12 protein-coding genes and 1 pseudogene are annotated in these 16,182 nt (G+C 73.7%); 4 read left to right on the top strand and 9 right to left on the bottom strand.

What is annotated here, in order from left to right:
- Positions 1-7: 7 nt before the first annotated feature.
- The 3 genes from ccrA to ADK41_RS09740 form a co-directional block, all read right to left on the bottom strand.
- Positions 8-1,351 carry a crotonyl-CoA carboxylase/reductase gene (gene ccrA / locus ADK41_RS09750; RefSeq protein ID WP_037803260.1) on the bottom strand — a complete coding sequence of 448 codons (1,344 nt, stop codon included), beginning with the start codon at positions 1,349-1,351 and terminating at the stop codon, positions 8-10.
- A 403-nt stretch (positions 1,352-1,754) separates the two neighbouring features.
- Positions 1,755-2,567, bottom strand: coding sequence for a TetR family transcriptional regulator (locus ADK41_RS09745; protein WP_030819173.1), 813 nt, complete (start codon positions 2,565-2,567; stop codon positions 1,755-1,757).
- Between the two features lie 163 nt (positions 2,568-2,730).
- Positions 2,731-4,536: a 3-hydroxyacyl-CoA dehydrogenase family protein gene (locus ADK41_RS09740; protein WP_030819171.1), complete on the bottom strand. Its 1,806-nt coding sequence runs from the start codon at positions 4,534-4,536 to the stop codon at positions 2,731-2,733.
- A 353-nt stretch (positions 4,537-4,889) separates the two neighbouring features.
- On the opposite strand from ADK41_RS09740, the gene ADK41_RS09735 reads away from it, so the two are divergent.
- Positions 4,890-5,465, top strand: a complete 576-nt coding sequence (locus ADK41_RS09735; RefSeq protein WP_030819169.1) for an adenylosuccinate lyase — start codon at positions 4,890-4,892, stop codon at positions 5,463-5,465.
- Between the two features lie 6 nt (positions 5,466-5,471).
- Here ADK41_RS09735 and ADK41_RS09730 read toward each other — a convergent pair.
- From ADK41_RS09730 to ADK41_RS41615, 3 genes and pseudogenes are all read right to left on the bottom strand, one after another.
- Positions 5,472-5,955 (bottom strand): annotated as a pseudogene (locus ADK41_RS09730) (GNAT family N-acetyltransferase).
- A 79-nt stretch (positions 5,956-6,034) separates the two neighbouring features.
- Positions 6,035-7,615, bottom strand: a complete 1,581-nt coding sequence (locus ADK41_RS09725; protein ID WP_030819167.1) for an alpha/beta hydrolase — start codon at positions 7,613-7,615, stop codon at positions 6,035-6,037.
- A gap of 342 nt (positions 7,616-7,957) precedes the next feature.
- Positions 7,958-8,104, bottom strand: a complete 147-nt coding sequence (locus tag ADK41_RS41615; protein ID WP_158717618.1) for a hypothetical protein — start codon at positions 8,102-8,104, stop codon at positions 7,958-7,960.
- A 171-nt stretch (positions 8,105-8,275) separates the two neighbouring features.
- Between ADK41_RS41615 and ADK41_RS09715 the strand changes: the two genes are divergently transcribed.
- Both ADK41_RS09715 and ADK41_RS09710 read left to right on the top strand, forming a co-directional pair.
- Positions 8,276-8,719, top strand: coding sequence for an SRPBCC family protein (locus ADK41_RS09715; RefSeq protein WP_030819163.1), 444 nt, complete (start codon positions 8,276-8,278; stop codon positions 8,717-8,719).
- Between the two features lie 155 nt (positions 8,720-8,874).
- Positions 8,875-11,274, top strand: coding sequence for an MFS transporter (locus tag ADK41_RS09710; RefSeq protein ID WP_030819161.1), 2,400 nt, complete (start codon positions 8,875-8,877; stop codon positions 11,272-11,274).
- A 116-nt stretch (positions 11,275-11,390) separates the two neighbouring features.
- Here the strand turns inward: ADK41_RS09710 and ADK41_RS09705 are convergent, their stop codons facing one another.
- The 3 genes from ADK41_RS09705 to ADK41_RS09695 all read right to left on the bottom strand — a co-directional run bounded on the left by ADK41_RS09705 (position 11,391) and on the right by ADK41_RS09695 (position 15,451).
- Positions 11,391-12,764, bottom strand: a complete 1,374-nt coding sequence (locus ADK41_RS09705) for a cryptochrome/photolyase family protein (RefSeq protein ID WP_030819158.1) — start codon at positions 12,762-12,764, stop codon at positions 11,391-11,393.
- A gap of 47 nt (positions 12,765-12,811) precedes the next feature.
- Positions 12,812-14,401 (bottom strand): SDR family oxidoreductase, encoded by a 1,590-nt coding sequence (locus ADK41_RS09700; protein WP_037803258.1) that lies wholly within the window; start codon positions 14,399-14,401, stop codon positions 12,812-12,814.
- Positions 14,402-14,560: 159 nt separating this feature from the next.
- On the bottom strand, positions 14,561-15,451 hold the full coding sequence (locus ADK41_RS09695) for an SDR family oxidoreductase (protein WP_030819155.1): 891 nt from the start codon (positions 15,449-15,451) through the stop codon (positions 14,561-14,563).
- A gap of 156 nt (positions 15,452-15,607) precedes the next feature.
- Here ADK41_RS09695 and ADK41_RS09690 point away from each other — a divergent pair, with 156 nt between their 5' ends.
- Entirely contained in the window at positions 15,608-16,180 is a 573-nt protein-coding gene (locus tag ADK41_RS09690; RefSeq protein WP_051842784.1) for a DUF4383 domain-containing protein, read from the top strand.
- Positions 16,181-16,182: the final 2 nt, after the last annotated feature.

The raw sequence follows: 16,182 nt of genomic DNA, 5'->3' as shown, positions 1-16,182 counted from the left end.
ACTGCCCTCAGATGTTCCGGAAGCGGTTGATGGCGTCGATGTGCTGCGCGCGCTTCTCGCGGTCGCGCACGCCCAGGCCCTCCTCGGGCGCCATGCACAGCACGCCGACCTTGCCCTGGTGCGCGTTGCGGTGCACGTCGTGGGCGGCCTGGCCGGTGTCCTCCAGGGGGTACACCTTCGACAGGGTCGGGTGGATCCTGCCCTTCGCGATCAGCCGGTTGGCCTCCCAGGCCTCGCGGTAGTTGGCGAAGTGCGAGCCGATGATGCGCTTCAGGGACATCCACAGGTAGCGGTTGTCGTACTCGTGCATATAGCCCGAGGTCGACGCGCAGGTGGTGATGGTGCCGCCCTTGCGGGTGACGAAGACCGAGGCGCCGAAGGTCTCGCGGCCGGGGTGCTCGAAGACGATGTCGATGTCCTCGCCGCCGGTGAGCTCGCGGATGCGCTTGCCGAAGCGCTTCCACTCCTTCGGGTCCTGGGTGTTCTCGTCCTTCCAGAACCGGTAGCCCTCGGCGTTGCGGTCGATGATCGCCTCGGCCCCCATCGACCGGCAGATGTCCGCCTTCTGGTCGCTGGAGACGACGCAGATCGGGTTGGCGCCGCCGGCCAGCGCGAACTGGGTGGCGTAGGAGCCGAGTCCGCCGCTCGCGCCCCAGATGAGGACGTTGTCGCCCTGCTTCATGCCGGCGCCGTTGCGGGACACCAGCTGCCGGTAGGCGGTGGAGTTGACCAGGCCCGGCGCGGCGGCCTCCTCCCAGCTGAGGTGGTCCGGCTTCGGCATCAGCTGGTTGGACTTCACCAGTGCGAGCTCCGCCAGGCCGCCGAAGTTGGTCTCGAAGCCCCAGATGCGCTGCTCGGGGTCGAGCATCGTGTCGTTGTGGCCGTCGGACGACTCCAGCTCGACGGAGAGGCAGTGGGCGACGACCTCGTCGCCGGGCCGCCAGGCGTTGACGCCGGGGCCGGTGCGCAGCACCACGCCCGCGAGGTCGGAGCCGATGATGTGGTACGGCAGGTCGTGGCGCTTGGTGAGCTCGCTGAGCCTGCCGTAGCGCTCCAGGAAGCCGAACGTCGACAGCGGCTCGAAGATCGAGGTCCACACCGAGTTGTAGTTGACCGAGGAGGCCATGACGGCCACCAGGGCCTCGCCCGGGCCCAGTTCGGGCACCGGCACGTCGTCGAGGTGGATCGACTTGCGGGGGTCCTTGTCGCGGGTCTCGAGGCCCGCGAACATCTCCGTCTCGTCCTTGTGCACGGTGATCGCGCGGTACGACTCGGGGAGCGGCAGGGCGGCGAAGTCCTCCGACGTGGAGTCGGGCGACTGGATCGCGGCCAGGATGTCCTTCACGGTCACGGTGTTGCCTCCGGCGGTGAGCGCCCTGAGGGAGGGGCGCTGAGGGGTACGTCGGTGTGCTGCTGAGGGGTCGGGGGATGCCGTCGGTCCGGCGGTGGTGCTTCGGCGGCGCTTGGTGTGCGCGGGAGGTTGCCTGTGACGCAGGCGTCCGGGCGTGCGGGCGGCGGGCCCGCCGGGACTCGCCCGGACACCTTCAACGTATGGCACGCCGTGTCATCCGGCAAGGCACTGCGTGCCAGAACCTTGGCTCAGGTGAAATCTTTACCCATCAGATGAGCGATGATCGATCGAAACGGCCCGGAGACAGGTGGGAAAAGCGCCCCTGACATGGCAAAACGGCCACCCGGTGGGGTGGCCGTCATCACAGCGGCGAGCAGGCTGTTCCGTGCTCCTCGGCGGCGGTTCAGCGCTCCTTGAGCGCCTGCTCGATGGTCCGCATCACCTCGTCCAGCGGGGCGTCCACGTGGGCGACCGTCACCAGGACCTCGCCGTGCGCGGACGCCGTGGCGGCCGGCGGCTTCGGCGGCGCGGTGCGCCGGCCCGCCATGATCCCGCTGCCGAAGGTCTTGCGGACGATCGCGAAGGCGTGGTCCAGCTCGGCCTCCACGTCGCCCTGCCCGTCGGCCCGCAGCCAGCGCCGCAGCACGTGGTTGTGCGCGGTGACCACGGCGGACGCGGCGACCTCCGCCAGCAGCGGGTCGTCGCCCGCGTCGTCGTCGTGCGCGTGCTCGTCGAAGTGACCGAGCAGATAGCGGGTGAACAGGCGCTCGTACCGCGCCACCGACGCGATCTCCGCCTCGCGCAGGGTGGGCACCTCGCGCGTCAGCTGGTAGCGGGCGACGGAGATCTCCGGCCGCGCCGCGTACATCCTCATGACCTCCTTGATGCCGCGGCACACCGTGTCGAGCGGATGCTCGTGCGCGGGGGCGGCGTTGAGCACCGCCTCGGCGCGCACCAGGGTGTCGTCGTGGTCGGGGAAGATCGCCTCCTCCTTGGAGCGGAAGTGGCGGAAGAAGGTGCGGCGGGCGACCCCGGCGGCGGCCGCGATCTCGTCGACGGTGGTCGCCTCGTACCCCTTGGTCGCGAACAGCTCCATCGCGGCGGCCGCCAGTTCCCGGCGCATTTTGAGCCGCTGGGCGGCGGCACGGGAGCCTGCGGAGCTTTCCGGCGGCTCGGTCGTGGCGGGTGTACGTGCGGACTTGGCGGGCTGGGACATGCCCTGAACGTACTGCATGTGCGCAGCTCGGTGCGCGTGACCGGAGGCTCCCCCGCCCCCACCGGGCGGGGGAGGGGCGCCGCGGGCCGGTGGCGGGAACCGGTCGGGGTCCAGCAGTCCGCCCCACTTCGCGCCGTCCTCGAACCGGTCGCCGGGACGCCGCTCAGCGCTTGGCATATTCGCGGAAGCCGCGGCCGGTCTTGCGGCCGAGGCAGCCCGCGGCCACCAGGTGCTCCAGCAGCGGCGCCGGTGCGAGCCCCGGGTCGCGGAACTCGCGGTGCAGCACCTTCTCGATGGCGAGCGAGACGTCCAGGCCGACGACGTCGAGCAGTTCGAACGGGCCCATCGGGTAGCCGCCGCCCAGCCTCATCGCGGCGTCGATGTCGTCGAGGGACGCGTAGTGCTCCTGCACCATCTTGATCGCGTTGTTGAGGTACGGGAACAGCAGCGCGTTCACGATGAACCCGGCCCGGTCGCCGCAGTCCACGGCGTGCTTGCGGATCGTGCCGCAGACCTCGCGCACGGTGGCGTGCACGTCGTCGGCGGTCAGCACCGTGCGCACCACCTCGACCAGTTTCATGGCCGGCGCGGGGTTGAAGAAGTGCATGCCGATCACGTCCTGCGGGCGCGAGGTGGCACGGGCGCAGGCGACGACCGGGAGGGAGGAGGTGGTGGTGGCGAGGACCGCGCCCGGCTTGCAGACCTTGTCCAGCGTCGCGAACAGCTGCCGCTTGACCTCCAGGTCCTCGGCCACCGCCTCGACCGCGAGATCGACGTCGGCGAAGTCGTCGTACGTGCCCGTCGGCCGCACCCGCTCCAGGGCCTGGGCGGCGGCCTCGGCGGTCATCCGGCCCTTGTCGACCGAGCGCGCCAGGTTCTTCCCGATCCGGGCCTTGGCGCTCTGCGCCTTCTCCGCGCTGCGGGCGGCCAGGACCACCTCGTAGCCCGCCTTGGCGAAGACCTCGGCGATGCCGGAGGCCATGGTGCCGGAGCCCGCGACGCCCACCGAGCGCACCGTACGGCCGGGGGTCGCGAAGACGTCTCCGAGCGGGGTGAGGGCGTCGCGCACGACGGTTTTGCCGCCGGGCGCCTCGTACGTGTAGAAACCGCGCCCCGCCTTGCGGCCCGTCAGGCCCGCCTCGCTGAGCTGCTTGAGGATCGGGGCCGGGGCGTGCAGCCGGTCACGGGACTCGGCGTACATGGCCTCCAGCACCGTGCGCGCCGTGTCCACGCCGATCAGGTCGAGCAGCGCCAGCGGGCCCATGGGCAGCCCGCAGCCCAGCCGCATCGCGGCGTCGATGTCCTCGCGGGAGGCGTAGTGGGCCTCGTACATCGCGGCGGCCTGGTTGAGGTAGCCGAACAGCAGCCCGTCGGCGACGAATCCGGGCCGGTCGCCGACCGCCACCGGCTCCTTGCCCAGGTCCAGCGCGAGATCGGTGACCGCGGTGACCGCCGCGGGGGCGGTCAGCACGCAGGAGACGACCTCCACCAGCCTCATCGCCGGCGCCGGGTTGAAGAAGTGCATGCCCAGCACCCGCTCGGGGCGGGCCGAGTCGGCGGCGAGACGTGTGACGGACAGGGCGTTGGTACCGGTCGCCAGAAGGGTGTCCGGCCGCACGATCCCGTCGAGTTCACGGAGGATCTGCTGCTTGATCTCGTACGACTCCGGCGCCACCTCGATCACCAGGTCGGCGTCGGCCGCCGCCGTGAGGTCGGTGGAGGTGGTCACGCGGGCGAGGAGGTCCGCGCGCCGCTCCTCGGTCAGCCGGCCGCGCTCCACGGCGCGGGCGGTGGAGGCCTCCAGGGCGGCGACGCACCGGGCGGCCTGGGCCTCGCTGACGTCGATGCCGATGACGTCGCGGCCGGCGCCGGCCAGGACCTCGGCGATGCCGGTGCCCATCGTGCCGAGGCCGACCACGGCGACGGTCCGGAGCGGGGACAGAGGGGTGTCGGAGAGGGGAGCGGCCATCGCGGGACTCCAGGAATGAGGGTGACGACGGGAAACGCGCCCCGGTGCGCCGAAGGGCGCACCGGGTGCGTACGGGGTGCGGGTGTGGTCCGGGCTGCGAGCGCACACGCCCGGTGCCGTCGGTGAACGACGGCCTGTCCGGCCGGCCCTGTCCCGGGGCCGAGCCGTACCGCGGTACACGGGGTACCGAACCGACTGCCCCTCAGGGCGGCCGCGTCACCAGACCGCCATGAGGAGGATCGCGAGCGGGTAACTCGCTCATCCGAGCTTAACTCGCGGGTAACGAGCGCACCAGCCCCCGGTTTTGTGAGGTACGTCCCGAGCGGCCCCGCACACCCCCTAACCTCTGCACCATGGACGAAGAGTTGCGAGCGCTCACGGAGCGCTTACGGGCGGAGTCGGGCGGATCGACGGCGTACGACCGTCTCCTGGCCACGGACGACCTCGACACCCTGGCCGACGTCCTCACCGAAGCCGGGCAGCCGCTGTGGGCGCGGGAACTGGCCGCGTTCCGGCTGGGGGCGGCGGGGGACCGGCGGGCCTTCGAGACGCTGGTGCTGCTCCTCAACCACCGCGACCCGCCGCGCTGCGCCGCCGCCGCCCACGCCCTCGCCCGCCTCGGCGACCCGCGCACCGCCCGCGCCGCCGCCGCCCTCGCCACCAACGAACTCCGCGTCGCCTACGCCCTGCACCCCGTCCGCCTGCTGACCGCGCTGCGCGCCCCCGAGGCGGTCCCCGCCCTGATCACCACCTTGCGGCGGCGGCTGCGCCCCCACGACCCGTACCGCCGGGTCGCGCTGGCCTGCGTGGAGGGGCTGGGCGAACTCGGCGACCCGCGCGCCGAGCCCGTGCTCAACGACGCCCTCGCCCATCCGGCACTGGCCGAGGCGGCCGTGCACGCGCTGGCCCGGATCCCCCGGCCGCGCTAGAGGGTGTCAGCCGGTGAGCTCCCGCGCGTACCGCACCTCGGGCACCACCACGCCGTCCACCTCGAGGGGCTCCCCCGCCCCGTCCGCGCCGAACCCCGCCCGCCCGTGGAAACGGCGGGCGCGGATGTCGCCCTCGAGGACCCACAGGTACACGCGCTCGTGACCGGCGTCGGCGCAGCGGCGTCCGTCCCACGCCCCGGCCGATGCGCTCGGGCGGCGGGCACAGCGCGTCCAATCCGGCGTCCCCGGTGCGCACGTCGCCGTCCCGGTACGGGCCGAACGCGGCCCACCCGGCGAGCTCGTCGCCGTCGGCCTCGGCGACGAGGTTCACCGCACCGCCGTCGCCGTGCCGCGGACGGGTACGGCGCCGCCCGGCGTCCGCCGTGATGTCGAGGCCGCCGGGACACGGCTGCGGGACGAGCCCCCGGCAGGCGTGCCGCCGGCCCCGTACGCGGATCCCCGCCACACCGTCGCAGTCGTCCGCGGTCATCGGCCGCAGCAGGGATCCGCTCGTGTGCTCCTCATGGACCACGGCTGCGGCAGTCCGCTCCCGACGGCGGGTCGGGTGCTCAGCTCCGGAAGCCGAGCAGGCCGTGCAGCGTCGAACCGCGTGACGACGTCGGCGCCGCCTTCGACGTCAGCGGCTCGGGGGCGGGCAGCGCCGCGCACACCGCGTCGGCCTCGCCGCCGCCCCCGCGCGGCACGGTCCCGTCCGCCAGATAGACCGTCAGATGCCGGTCCAGGCAGACGTTCCCGCTCAGCGTGACGCCGTGGTTGCCGCCGCCCGACTCGACCACCAGGCTGGAGCGGGCCAGCAGCCGGTGGACGGTGACACCGCCCTGGTAGGGGGTCGCCGCGTCGTGCGTCGCCTGGAACAGCAGCACCGGCGGCAGCTCGTCGTTGCGGACGCGCTCCGGCCGCAGCGACCCGGTCGGCCAGAACGCGCACGGCGCGTTGTACCAGGCGTTGTTCCAGGCCAGGAAGGGCGCCCGCTCGTACACCTCCCAGGTGTCCTTGCGCCACTGCCGCCAGTCACGCGGCCAGGCGGCGTCCCGGCACTGCACCGCGGTGTAGACGCTGTAGCCGTTGTCGGCGGCGGCGTCGCCCGCGCCGAAGTTCTCGTACGCCTCGATCAGCGGCTCGGCGTCCCGCCCGTTCACGTACGCCGAGAACGCCTCCGCGAGGTAGGGCCAGTAGCCGTCGTAGTAGCCGCCCGGGAGATAGGTGTCCTCCAGTTCGGCGGCGCCCACCTTCCCGCCGGCCGGATCCCTCTTCAGCGCCGCGCGCATCGCGTACCACGTGGCCTCGACCTTCTCCGGGTCGGTGCCCAGCCCGTACGCCCGGTCGTGCTCGGCGACCCAGGCCATGAAGGCGCGGTGGCGGTCGTTGAAGGCGTGGTCCTGGTCGAGGTTGGCGTCGTACCAGACCCCGGTGGGGTCGACGACCGAGTCCAGGACCAGGCGCCGCACCCGCTCCGGGAACAGCTTGGCGTAGACGGCGCCCAGGTAGGTGCCGTAGGAGAACCCGAAGTAGTTGAGCTTCTCCGCGCCCAGCGCCCGCCGGATCACGTCCAGGTCGCGCACCGTGCTGTCCGTGTCGATGTACGGCAGCAGATCGGCGTGCTCGCGCCCGCAGGCCGCGGCGAACGACCGCACGCGCGCGAGGTTCGCCCGTTCGACCTCGGGCGAGGTCGGCACCGGGTCCGGGCGCACCGGGCCGAAGTGGCCCGGTGCGCAGTCCAGCGCCGGCTCGCTCGCGCCCACCCCGCGCGGGTCGAAGCCGATGACGTCGTACTGGGCGGCCACCCGCTTCGGCAGCGCCGCCGCGACGAACCCGGCGAGCGTCAGACCGCTGCCGCCGGGGCCGCCCGGGTTCACCAGCAGGGGGCCCTGGTACCGCTTTGCGGTGTGCGGGACGCGGGACATCGCGAGCGTGATCTTCCGCCCGGCGGGGTCGGTGTGGTCGAGCGGCGCCTCGACGGACGCGCACTGCAGCGTCGGGTAGTCGTCGGTGCCGCACTCCTTCCACACGGGCCTCGCGGTGTGCGGGGTCTTCGCGGCGCGCGGGGAGCCGGCCTCGGCGGGCGCGGCCGTGAGGCCTGCGGCCAGGACGACGGCGGCACCGCACAGCACGGCTGCGCGTTTTCTCATGGTGGGGTCCTCCCGGGACGGAGGTGCGGCGGACCGCGGGGCTCGCGGTTCACGCGGCATCGTCCCGATGCGGGGCCCCATCCGAACGTGTTCCGCTGATTCTTGACCCGATCGGGTCGCCGGATGCGCTCGAACGCTCCTCGAGGAGCGTCAGTCGGTTCGGCCCGAACGCCGGGGACCCGGCCGGCCCGGCGGGCCCGACGGCGCGGACCCGGCGGGGCGTCCCCGTCCCGGTGGGGCCGAGGCCGTACTCCTCGGCCGGCTCGTGCACCCGGCGGGTGCTGCGGCGCCGGTACCCCTTCGGGGCGTAGGCGCCGTCCGCGTACAGCCGCTCGTGGCGGGTCACCGGATACGGATGGCGCCGCTCGAGCCGGGAACGCCGCGGAGTTCCGGGATGTCGAAGGTGCGGGTCGTGACCGCCCCCGCGTCGAACGGCGCGGTGTCGGCCCGGCTGTGTGCGGAGCCCGGTGAGAGGTTCTCCCGGCGCATGACGCCTCCTCGGTGTCGCTGCGCCACAGAAGGGAACACGTGTTCCCTTGATCGGGTGAACGACATCTTCGGTCACCCTCCCGGTCACATCCGAAGCCCCGATTTGGGCGGCCGGGCACGGGGGTGATTGGCTTGCCCCGACCCTGAGAACCCATGCCCTGGAGGTAAGCGATGGCGCAGGTCGAAGCCACTACGGAGCGGATCGTCGCGGCGGACGCGGAAACGGTGTTCGACGCCCTCGCCGACTACAGCGGCACCCGCGCGAAAGTGCTGCCCGAGCAGTACAGCGAGTACGAGGTCCGCGAGGGCGGCGACGGCGAGGGCACCCTCGTGCACTGGAAGCTCCAGGCCACCAGCAAGCGCGTCCGCGACTGCCTCCTGGAGGTCACCGAGCCGACCGACGGCGAACTGGTCGAGAAGGACCGCAACTCCTCCATGGTCACCACCTGGCGGGTCACCCCGGCCGGTGACGGCCGCTCCCGCGTCGTCGTGACCACCGTCTGGGACGGCGCCGGCGGCATCGGCGGCTTCTTCGAGAGGACCTTCGCGCCCAAGGGCCTCGCCCGCATCCACGACGCCCTGCTGGCCAGGCTGGCCACGGAGGTCGAGAAGTGAGGGGCGGCAACCTCGCGTAAAGCCAACGGAGTTGGCTCCTCACCGTTTCGAGTGATCTCGTCACGACCCTTCCCTGTCCCGTAACTCACCGTGCTTGCCCGTAGTTGTCGCTTTCACGCGGGAACGGTCCGGCGGTGCGACGAGGGGAGCGGCACGTGGGCGGGATCACTCTGACGCAGGACGAGCCGGCCACGGCACCGCCCGCCGGGGGGCCTCCGCCCCCGGCGCCGGTCGTCGAGCCGGGCCTGAGCCCGCGCCGGGTCCGGCTGGTCTTCCTCGCGCTGATGATGGCGCTGCTGCTCGCCGCCCTGGAGCAGATGATCGTCGCCACCGCGCTCCCCCGGATCGTCGGCGAGCTGCACGGCCTGGACCGGATGTCCTGGGCGATCACCGCCTACCTGCTCACCGCCACCGTCGGACTGCCGGTCTACGGAAAGCTCGGCGACCTGCTCGGCCGCAAGGGCGTCTTCCAGTTCGCGATCCTCGTGTTCGTCGTCGGCTCCGCGCTGGCGGGCCGCGCGTCGACCATGGACCAGCTGATCGCCTACCGCGCGGTGCAGGGCGTCGGCGCGGGCGGCCTGATGATCGGCGTCCAGGCGATCATCGCGGACATCGTGCCCGCGCGCCGGCGCGGCCGGTACATGGGCCTGATCGGCGCCGCCTTCGGCCTCGCGTCCGTCGCCGGGCCGCTGCTCGGCGGTTACTTCACCGATCACCTCTCGTGGCGCTGGTGCTTCTACGTCAACGTGCCGTTCGGCCTCGTCACCATGGTCGTCGTCGCCCTGGTGCTCAGACTCCCCAAGCCGGCCGCCCGGGGCCGCTTCGACGTCCTCGGCGCCCTGCTGCTGGCCGCCGCCTCCACCTGCCTGGTGCTGCTGACCAGTTGGGGCGGCACCTCGTACGCCTGGGACTCCCGCGTCGTCCTGGGGCTCGGCGCGTGCGCCGTCGCGGCCGGCGCCCTCTTCCTCGTCGTCGAGCGCCTCGCCGCCGAACCCCTCGTCCCGCTGCGGCTGTTCCGGGACTCCGTCTTCAACGTCACCGGCCTGGTGGGCCTGGTGACCGGCGTCGCCCTGTTCGGCGCCGCCGGCTACCTGCCGACGTACCTGCAGATGGTCGACGGGGTCTCCGCCACCGAATCCGGGCTGCTGATGCTGCCCATGACGGGCGGGATCGTCGGCGCCTCGATCGTCTCCGGACACCTCGTCAGCCGCTCCGGCCGCTACCGGTGGCACCCCGTCGTCGGCACCGCCCTCTCCGTCGTCGGGATGTGGCTGCTGTCCCGTCTGGAGACCGGCACCCCCCGGCTGCACTACGGCATCTGGACGGCCGTCCTCGGCGCCGGCGTCGGCATGGTGATGCCGGTGCTGATCCTCGCCGTGCAGAACTCCGTGCGCCCCGCCGACCTCGGCACCGCCACCAGCGCCCACACCTACTTCCGGCAGATCGGCGGCAGCGTCGGCGCCGCCGTCTTCGGCACCCTCTTCGCGGGCCGGCTCACCGACGCGCTCGAAGGCCGCCTGCCCGCCGGCGCGGGAACCCCGCCCGACGCCGAGTCGATCACCCCCGAGCTGGTGCACGCGCTGCCGCCCGAGCTGCGCGACGCCTACGTGCAGGCCTACGCCGACGCCATGCCGCGCATCTTCCTCTACCTGGTGCCGGTGCTCGTCCTCGGCCTGTTCATCGCCTTCTTCCTCAAGGAGAGACCACTGGTGTCCCACCACGCCCCCACCGCCGACCCGGTGCAGGAAGCACCCGGCTCCACCGCACGCGTGCCGTACGCCCGTTCGGCCCACACCGGCGGCGTCCCCGTCTGCGGGACCGTGCAGCACCCCGACGGAACCGTCGTACCGCGCGCGGCGCTCACCCTCATCGACGTCTGCGGACAGCAGACCGGACGGGGTGCGAGCGGCGAGGACGGGCGGTACGCGCTGGCCACCCCCGGCCCGGGCTCGTACGTCCTGATCGCCGCCGCGGGCGGTCACCAGCCGCAGGCGGTCTCGGTGACCGTCGGCGAGCGGCCCGTCGAACTCGACGTCGTCCTCGGCGGCGCGGGCCGGCTGGCCGGCAGTGTCGTCACCGCCGACGGCACACCGGTGCGGGACGCGGCCGTCACGCTCACCAACGTCCACGGGGAGGTCGTCGCGAGCACCCGCAGCGGCCGGGAGGGCGGCTATGTCATCAGTGAGCTGGTGGCGGGCGAGTACACGCTCGCCGCGAGCGCGCCCGCCTTCCGCCCGGCCGCCCTCCCCGTCACCGTCCAGGCCGCCCGCGAGACCCGCCAGGACGTCGAGCTGGCCGGCGGCGCGGTGCTGCGCGGCACGGTGCGGGCCGGCGGCGGGCGGCCGGTCGAGGAGGCGCGCGTGACCCTGCTGGACGCGGCGGGCAACGTCGTCGACACCCTCACCACCGGACCCGACGGCACCTTCCGGTTCGTCGACCTGGCGTCGGGCGAGTACACCGTCATCGCCGCCGGTTACCCGCCGGTCGCGACCGTGCTCCAGGTGGCCGGCGGAGGGCGCACGGAACGCGACCTCCAGCTGGGACACGAGGACTGAAACGGCCGTCCCCGCGGTGGCGCACATCGCGCCCGACCGCGGCCGTACGGTGGCGACGGCGGTACGGATCGCGCACAGCCGGGGGAGAGGGGGCCGGGGTGCGCCCGCGTCCCCTCTCAGTCGCGGCCGCGGGCGCGGACGAAGCGCGCCGGCCCCTCGGACAGGCCGATCAGGGGCGCGGGGTAGCCGAGGCGGGCGCACCGGTCCTGCGGGAGCCGCCAGGGCTCGTGCACGAAACGGTCCTCCACGTCACGCAGTTCGGGCACCCATCGGCGTACGTAGGTCCCTCGCGGGTCGAAGCGCCGTCCCCGGACGACCGGGTTGAGGACGCGGTGCGGGCGGGTGTCCGTGCCGGTGCCGGCGACCCACTGCCAGTTGAGCCGGTTGTCGGCGATGTCGCCGTCGACCAGGAGGCCGAGGAAGTGCCGGGCGCCGATCCGCCAGTCCACGGAGAGCGTCTTGGCCAGGAAGCTCGCCGCCAGCAGACGGGCCCGGTTGTGCATCCAGCCCTCGTGGCGGAGCCGGCGCATCGCCGCGTCGACGACCGGGTAGCCGGTACGGCCCTCCCGCCAGGCCGCGATGTCCCCGGCGGCCTCCTCCTCGGTCCGCCACCGGTCGTGCCGGGTGCGGTAGTCCCGTGCGGACGCATCGGGACGTGCCGCCGGCACCTGGTGGTGGAAGTCCCGCCGGCACAGCTGCCGCACGAACGCCTCGGCGCCCGGACCGCCCTGCGCGCGCGCCCGCCGCACGAGTTCCGACGCGGACAGGGCGCCGAAGTGCAGGAACGGCGACAGCCGTGACGTCGCGTCGCCGGCCAGGTCGTCGTGCCGGTCCTCGTACGCGGGCATCCCCGACCGTGCCCACCGGGCGAACCGCTCCCGGCCGGCCTTCTCGCCTCCCACGGGGAGGGCCGGTGAGAGGACGGAGGCAGCCGGGCGGGACGGGAGCGGTTCGCCGCGCACCCCGTCCGGCACCGGCACGGTGCGCGGCGCCGGGCGCACCTCCCGCAGCCGCTCGGCGGACCAGCGGCGGAAGTAGGGGGTGAACACCGCGTAGTGGTCGCGCCCGGACGGCGTCACCCGTCCGGGCGCGACGGCGGTGATCACGGCGTCGTGCACATGGAGGGCCACGCCGTGGGCGCCGAGGCCCTCGTGCAGCCGTCGCTCCCTCCGCCGGCCGTAGCCCGTCACCGCCGCGGCCATGTGGACCTCCGTGGCGCCGGACTCGGCCGCGACCGTGCGGACCTCCCGCGCGACCGGGCCGCTGCGCAGGACCAGCCGGCCGCCGCGGCGGCGCAGCGAGGCGTCCGGATCCGCCAGGCAGTCGGCGAGGAAGGCGGCGCGGTTGGGGGCGTCGAAGCCCGCCGCGTGCACGCCGGGATCGTCGACGAAGAGCGGCACCACCTCCTCGGCGGCCGCGAGCGCGGCGCGCAGCGGCGGATGGTCGTGCAGGCGCAGGTCCGAGGTGAACAGGACGACCGCGCGGGTCATGTCGTCGCTCCTGGTGGGATGAGGTGAGGCGGTGCGGCGCCGGGCGGTCAGGGACGGGACCGGTGCGCGGGGCGGGCGCGCGGGGCACGGCCCGTGCGCGCCGCCGGTCCGCGCGCGCCCCCGTCCTTGGCGGCGGCCCGCGCGATGTTGCGGGCCATGCCGCCGAAGACGACGGCGTGGAACGGCGAGACGCTCCACCAGTAGGCGTGGCCCAGGAGGCCGCGCGGATGGAACAGGGCGCGCTGGCGGTAGCGGGTCCGGCCGGCGGGGTCCGTCTCGGCGTACATCTCCAGCCAGGCGAGTCCGGGCAGCCGCATCTCGGCGCGCAGCCGCAGCAGGTGGCCCGGCTCGATCTCCTCGACGCGCCAGAAGTCCAGGGAGTCACCGACCCGCAGGTGGGCCGCGTCACGCCGTCCGCGGTGCAGGCCGACCCCGCCGACGAGCCGGTCCAGCCATCCCCGGACCGCCCAGGCGAGCGGGAAGGAGTACCAGCCGTTCTCGCCGCCGATGCCCTCGACGACCTTCCACAGCGACGCGCGGGAGGCGTCGACCGGCAGGGACCGTTCGTCCCGGTAGAGGCTGCCGCCGGCCCAGTCGGGGTCGGTGGGCAGCGGGTCGCTGGGCGCGCCGGGCACGGCCGCGGACGACCAGCGGGTGTCCACCTGGGCGTCCCGGACCTTGCGCAGCGCCTGGGCCAGCGCCTCGTCGAAGGGCAGTGGACAGCCCGGCGGGTCGGGCACGTAACGGGCGATGTCGTGTTCCCGGCAGACGACCTCATGGCGCAGCGACTCGGTCAGCGGACGGGCGATGGCGGCGGGCACCGGGGTGACCAGGCCCACCCAGTGGCTGGAGAGCCGCGGGGTGAGGACCGGCACCCGGACGATGAGCCGTCGCCGCAGCCCGGCGACCTCGGCGTAACGCCGCATCATCTCCTCGTAGGTCAGGACGTCCGGCCCGCCGACGTCGAAGGCCCGGTCGACGTCGGGCGGCATGCCGGCCGAGCCGACGAGGTAGCGCAGCACGTCGCGGACCGCGATCGGCTGGATCCGCGTCTGCACCCAGCTGGGGGTCACCATCACGGGCAGGCGCTCGGTGAGGTAGCGCAGCATCTCGAACGACGCCGATCCCGAGCCGATGACGACCGCCGCCCGCAGCACCGTGGCGGGCACCGGGGAGTCGAGGAAGATCCGCCCCACCTCGGCCCTGGAGCGCAGGTGCGGGGAGAGGGAGCGCTCGGGCACCCCCTCGGGGGTGAGCCCGCCCAGGTAGACGATCCGCCGTACGCCGGCGGCGTGCGCCTGCTCGGCGAAGTTCCGGGCGGCGCGACGGTCGGTGTCCTCGAAACCGGAGCCGGTGGTCAGGGCGTGCACCAGGTAGTAGGCGACGTCCACCCCGCGCATGGCCCCGGCGAGGGACGCGGCGTCCGTGACGTCACCGCGGACGGTCTCGACGTCCGGGGCCCAAGGGTGGTCGCGGAGCTTGCCGGGGGAGCGGGCCAGGCAGCGGACCCGGTGCCCGGCCCGCAGCAGTTCCGGCACCAGGCGCCCGCCGACGTACCCGGACGCCCCGGTGACCAGACAGTGCAGCCGCTCGCCGTTCCGCTCTTCGTCCTCGACCGCCACGACCGTTCCTCCCATGTGTCCGTCACGACTTCCCTCTTGCGCCCGATCATGAGCGCGACAGGGCGACCCTGCCCGTCGCCCCGACGCGGGCCGCGGCCCCGCGCAGCCACTTCACCGGCCGCCGGCCCGGTGGATGCACCCGTTCGCCGTGACCCCCGGGCGAGGGGACGGGGCCTACCCACGAGGGGGCCGGGAGGCGTCCCGGCCGGCCGGGACGCCGGCGCCCAGGAGCCCGGTGGCCTCGAACGGCTCGACGGCGGCCAGCCGCGGCAGCTCGCGTCGCGACAGCAGCGTCACCAGCGGGGGCAGGGCGGCGCGGACGAGCTGGGCCGACCGCAGCCAGCCGGGCACGTAGACCGACGGGCGCCGCCGCTCGATCGCGGTGACCAGGCGGCCCGCGACGTACTCGACGGGGTACACCCTGCGCGCCGGCGGCGGCATGTGGCCGCGCAGCTCACGGAGCACCGCGAACTCGTCCGCGTCGCGGACCATGTCGGTGTCGGTCCAGTTGATGTAGGCGATGCCCACGCCCACGCGCCGGTGGGCCACCTCGGCCCGCAGCGCGTGGGCGAACGACTCGACCCCCGCCTTGGACGCGCAGTACGCACTCATCATGGGAGCCGCGCCGATGGAGGCGAGCGAGGCGACCTGGAGGAAGTAGCCGGACGTGTCCAGCAGGTCCCCGAGGAACGTCCGGGCCGTGGCGGCACTGCCGATGAGGTTGACCTCGATCACCCGGCGCCACACCGCGGGATCGGACTCGGCGAACGGTCCCCCCTCGGCGACGCCCGCGTTGGCGACGACGACGGAGGGAGGACCGAGCCGTGCGCGGATGTCCGCGCCGGCCCGGGCCAGGCCCCGGTCGTCCGTGACGTCGACCTCCCAGCACCCGCAGGCGCCCGGCAGGGTGTCCTGGACCCGCTTCAGCGTCCGCTCCTCCCGGCCGAGCAGCGCCACACCCGCCCCCCGTGCGGACAGCTCTCGCGCCATCGCCGCTCCCAGGCCGCGCGCCGCTCCGGTGACGACGGCGGTCCTTCCGTGCAACGGGCTCCCGGTGACCGGCATGCGACGGCTCCTGTTCCGTTACGGCGTTCGTCCTGTTCACCGTAAGCACGGGGGACGCCGTCGGCATGCCGACGGCGCCCCCGGCCCCGGAGGGACACCCGGGGAGGAACAGCCCGATTCCGCATCCAAGGGGACTCTCCCGGGCGAAACGGTGACATGAAGCTGCGAGACGAACTTCCGGTCGACCACCACCTGGCGACCGTGTACCGCTACGGAGCCGCCCTGTGCGGCCTGGTCCTGCTGACCTTCGCGGGCCTCGGCTTCGCCGACGCCCTCAGTCCGTTCGACACGTCCGGCGACACGATCGCCGGCATGACCACCAACGTGGCCCTCAGCGTCATCTCCACCGTCGTGGGATGCGCGTTGCTCGTCGGCGCCGTCGTCGGCGGCAACTTCGCCTCCACCCTCAACATGACGGTCGGCGGGCTGTTCGTGTTGAGCGGCTTCGCCCACACCTTCGTCCTGGACCGCCCCGCCAACATCCTGGACTTCGGGATGACCAATGTGATCTTCAGCTTCGTCATGGGGCTGCTCATCGCGACGTTCGGCATGTACGGCCGCGTCTCCGGCCGGCTGCCCCACGACAACCCCTACTGGCGCCGTCGGCACGCCGAGCGGGCGGCCGGCGCGGCCAGGGCCCCCGCGCTGCCGGACGCGGCGCGCTCCGGTGAGCGCGGGAGCCTTCCCCTCCCCTTCGTGGATCGGGACCCCGGCCGACGCGTAACGTGAGG

The organism is Streptomyces caelestis (assembly GCF_001279005.1).
Classification (GTDB): Bacteria; Actinomycetota; Actinomycetes; order Streptomycetales; family Streptomycetaceae; genus Streptomyces; species Streptomyces heliomycini.
This window is presented reverse-complemented; position numbering and strand designations above follow the sequence as displayed.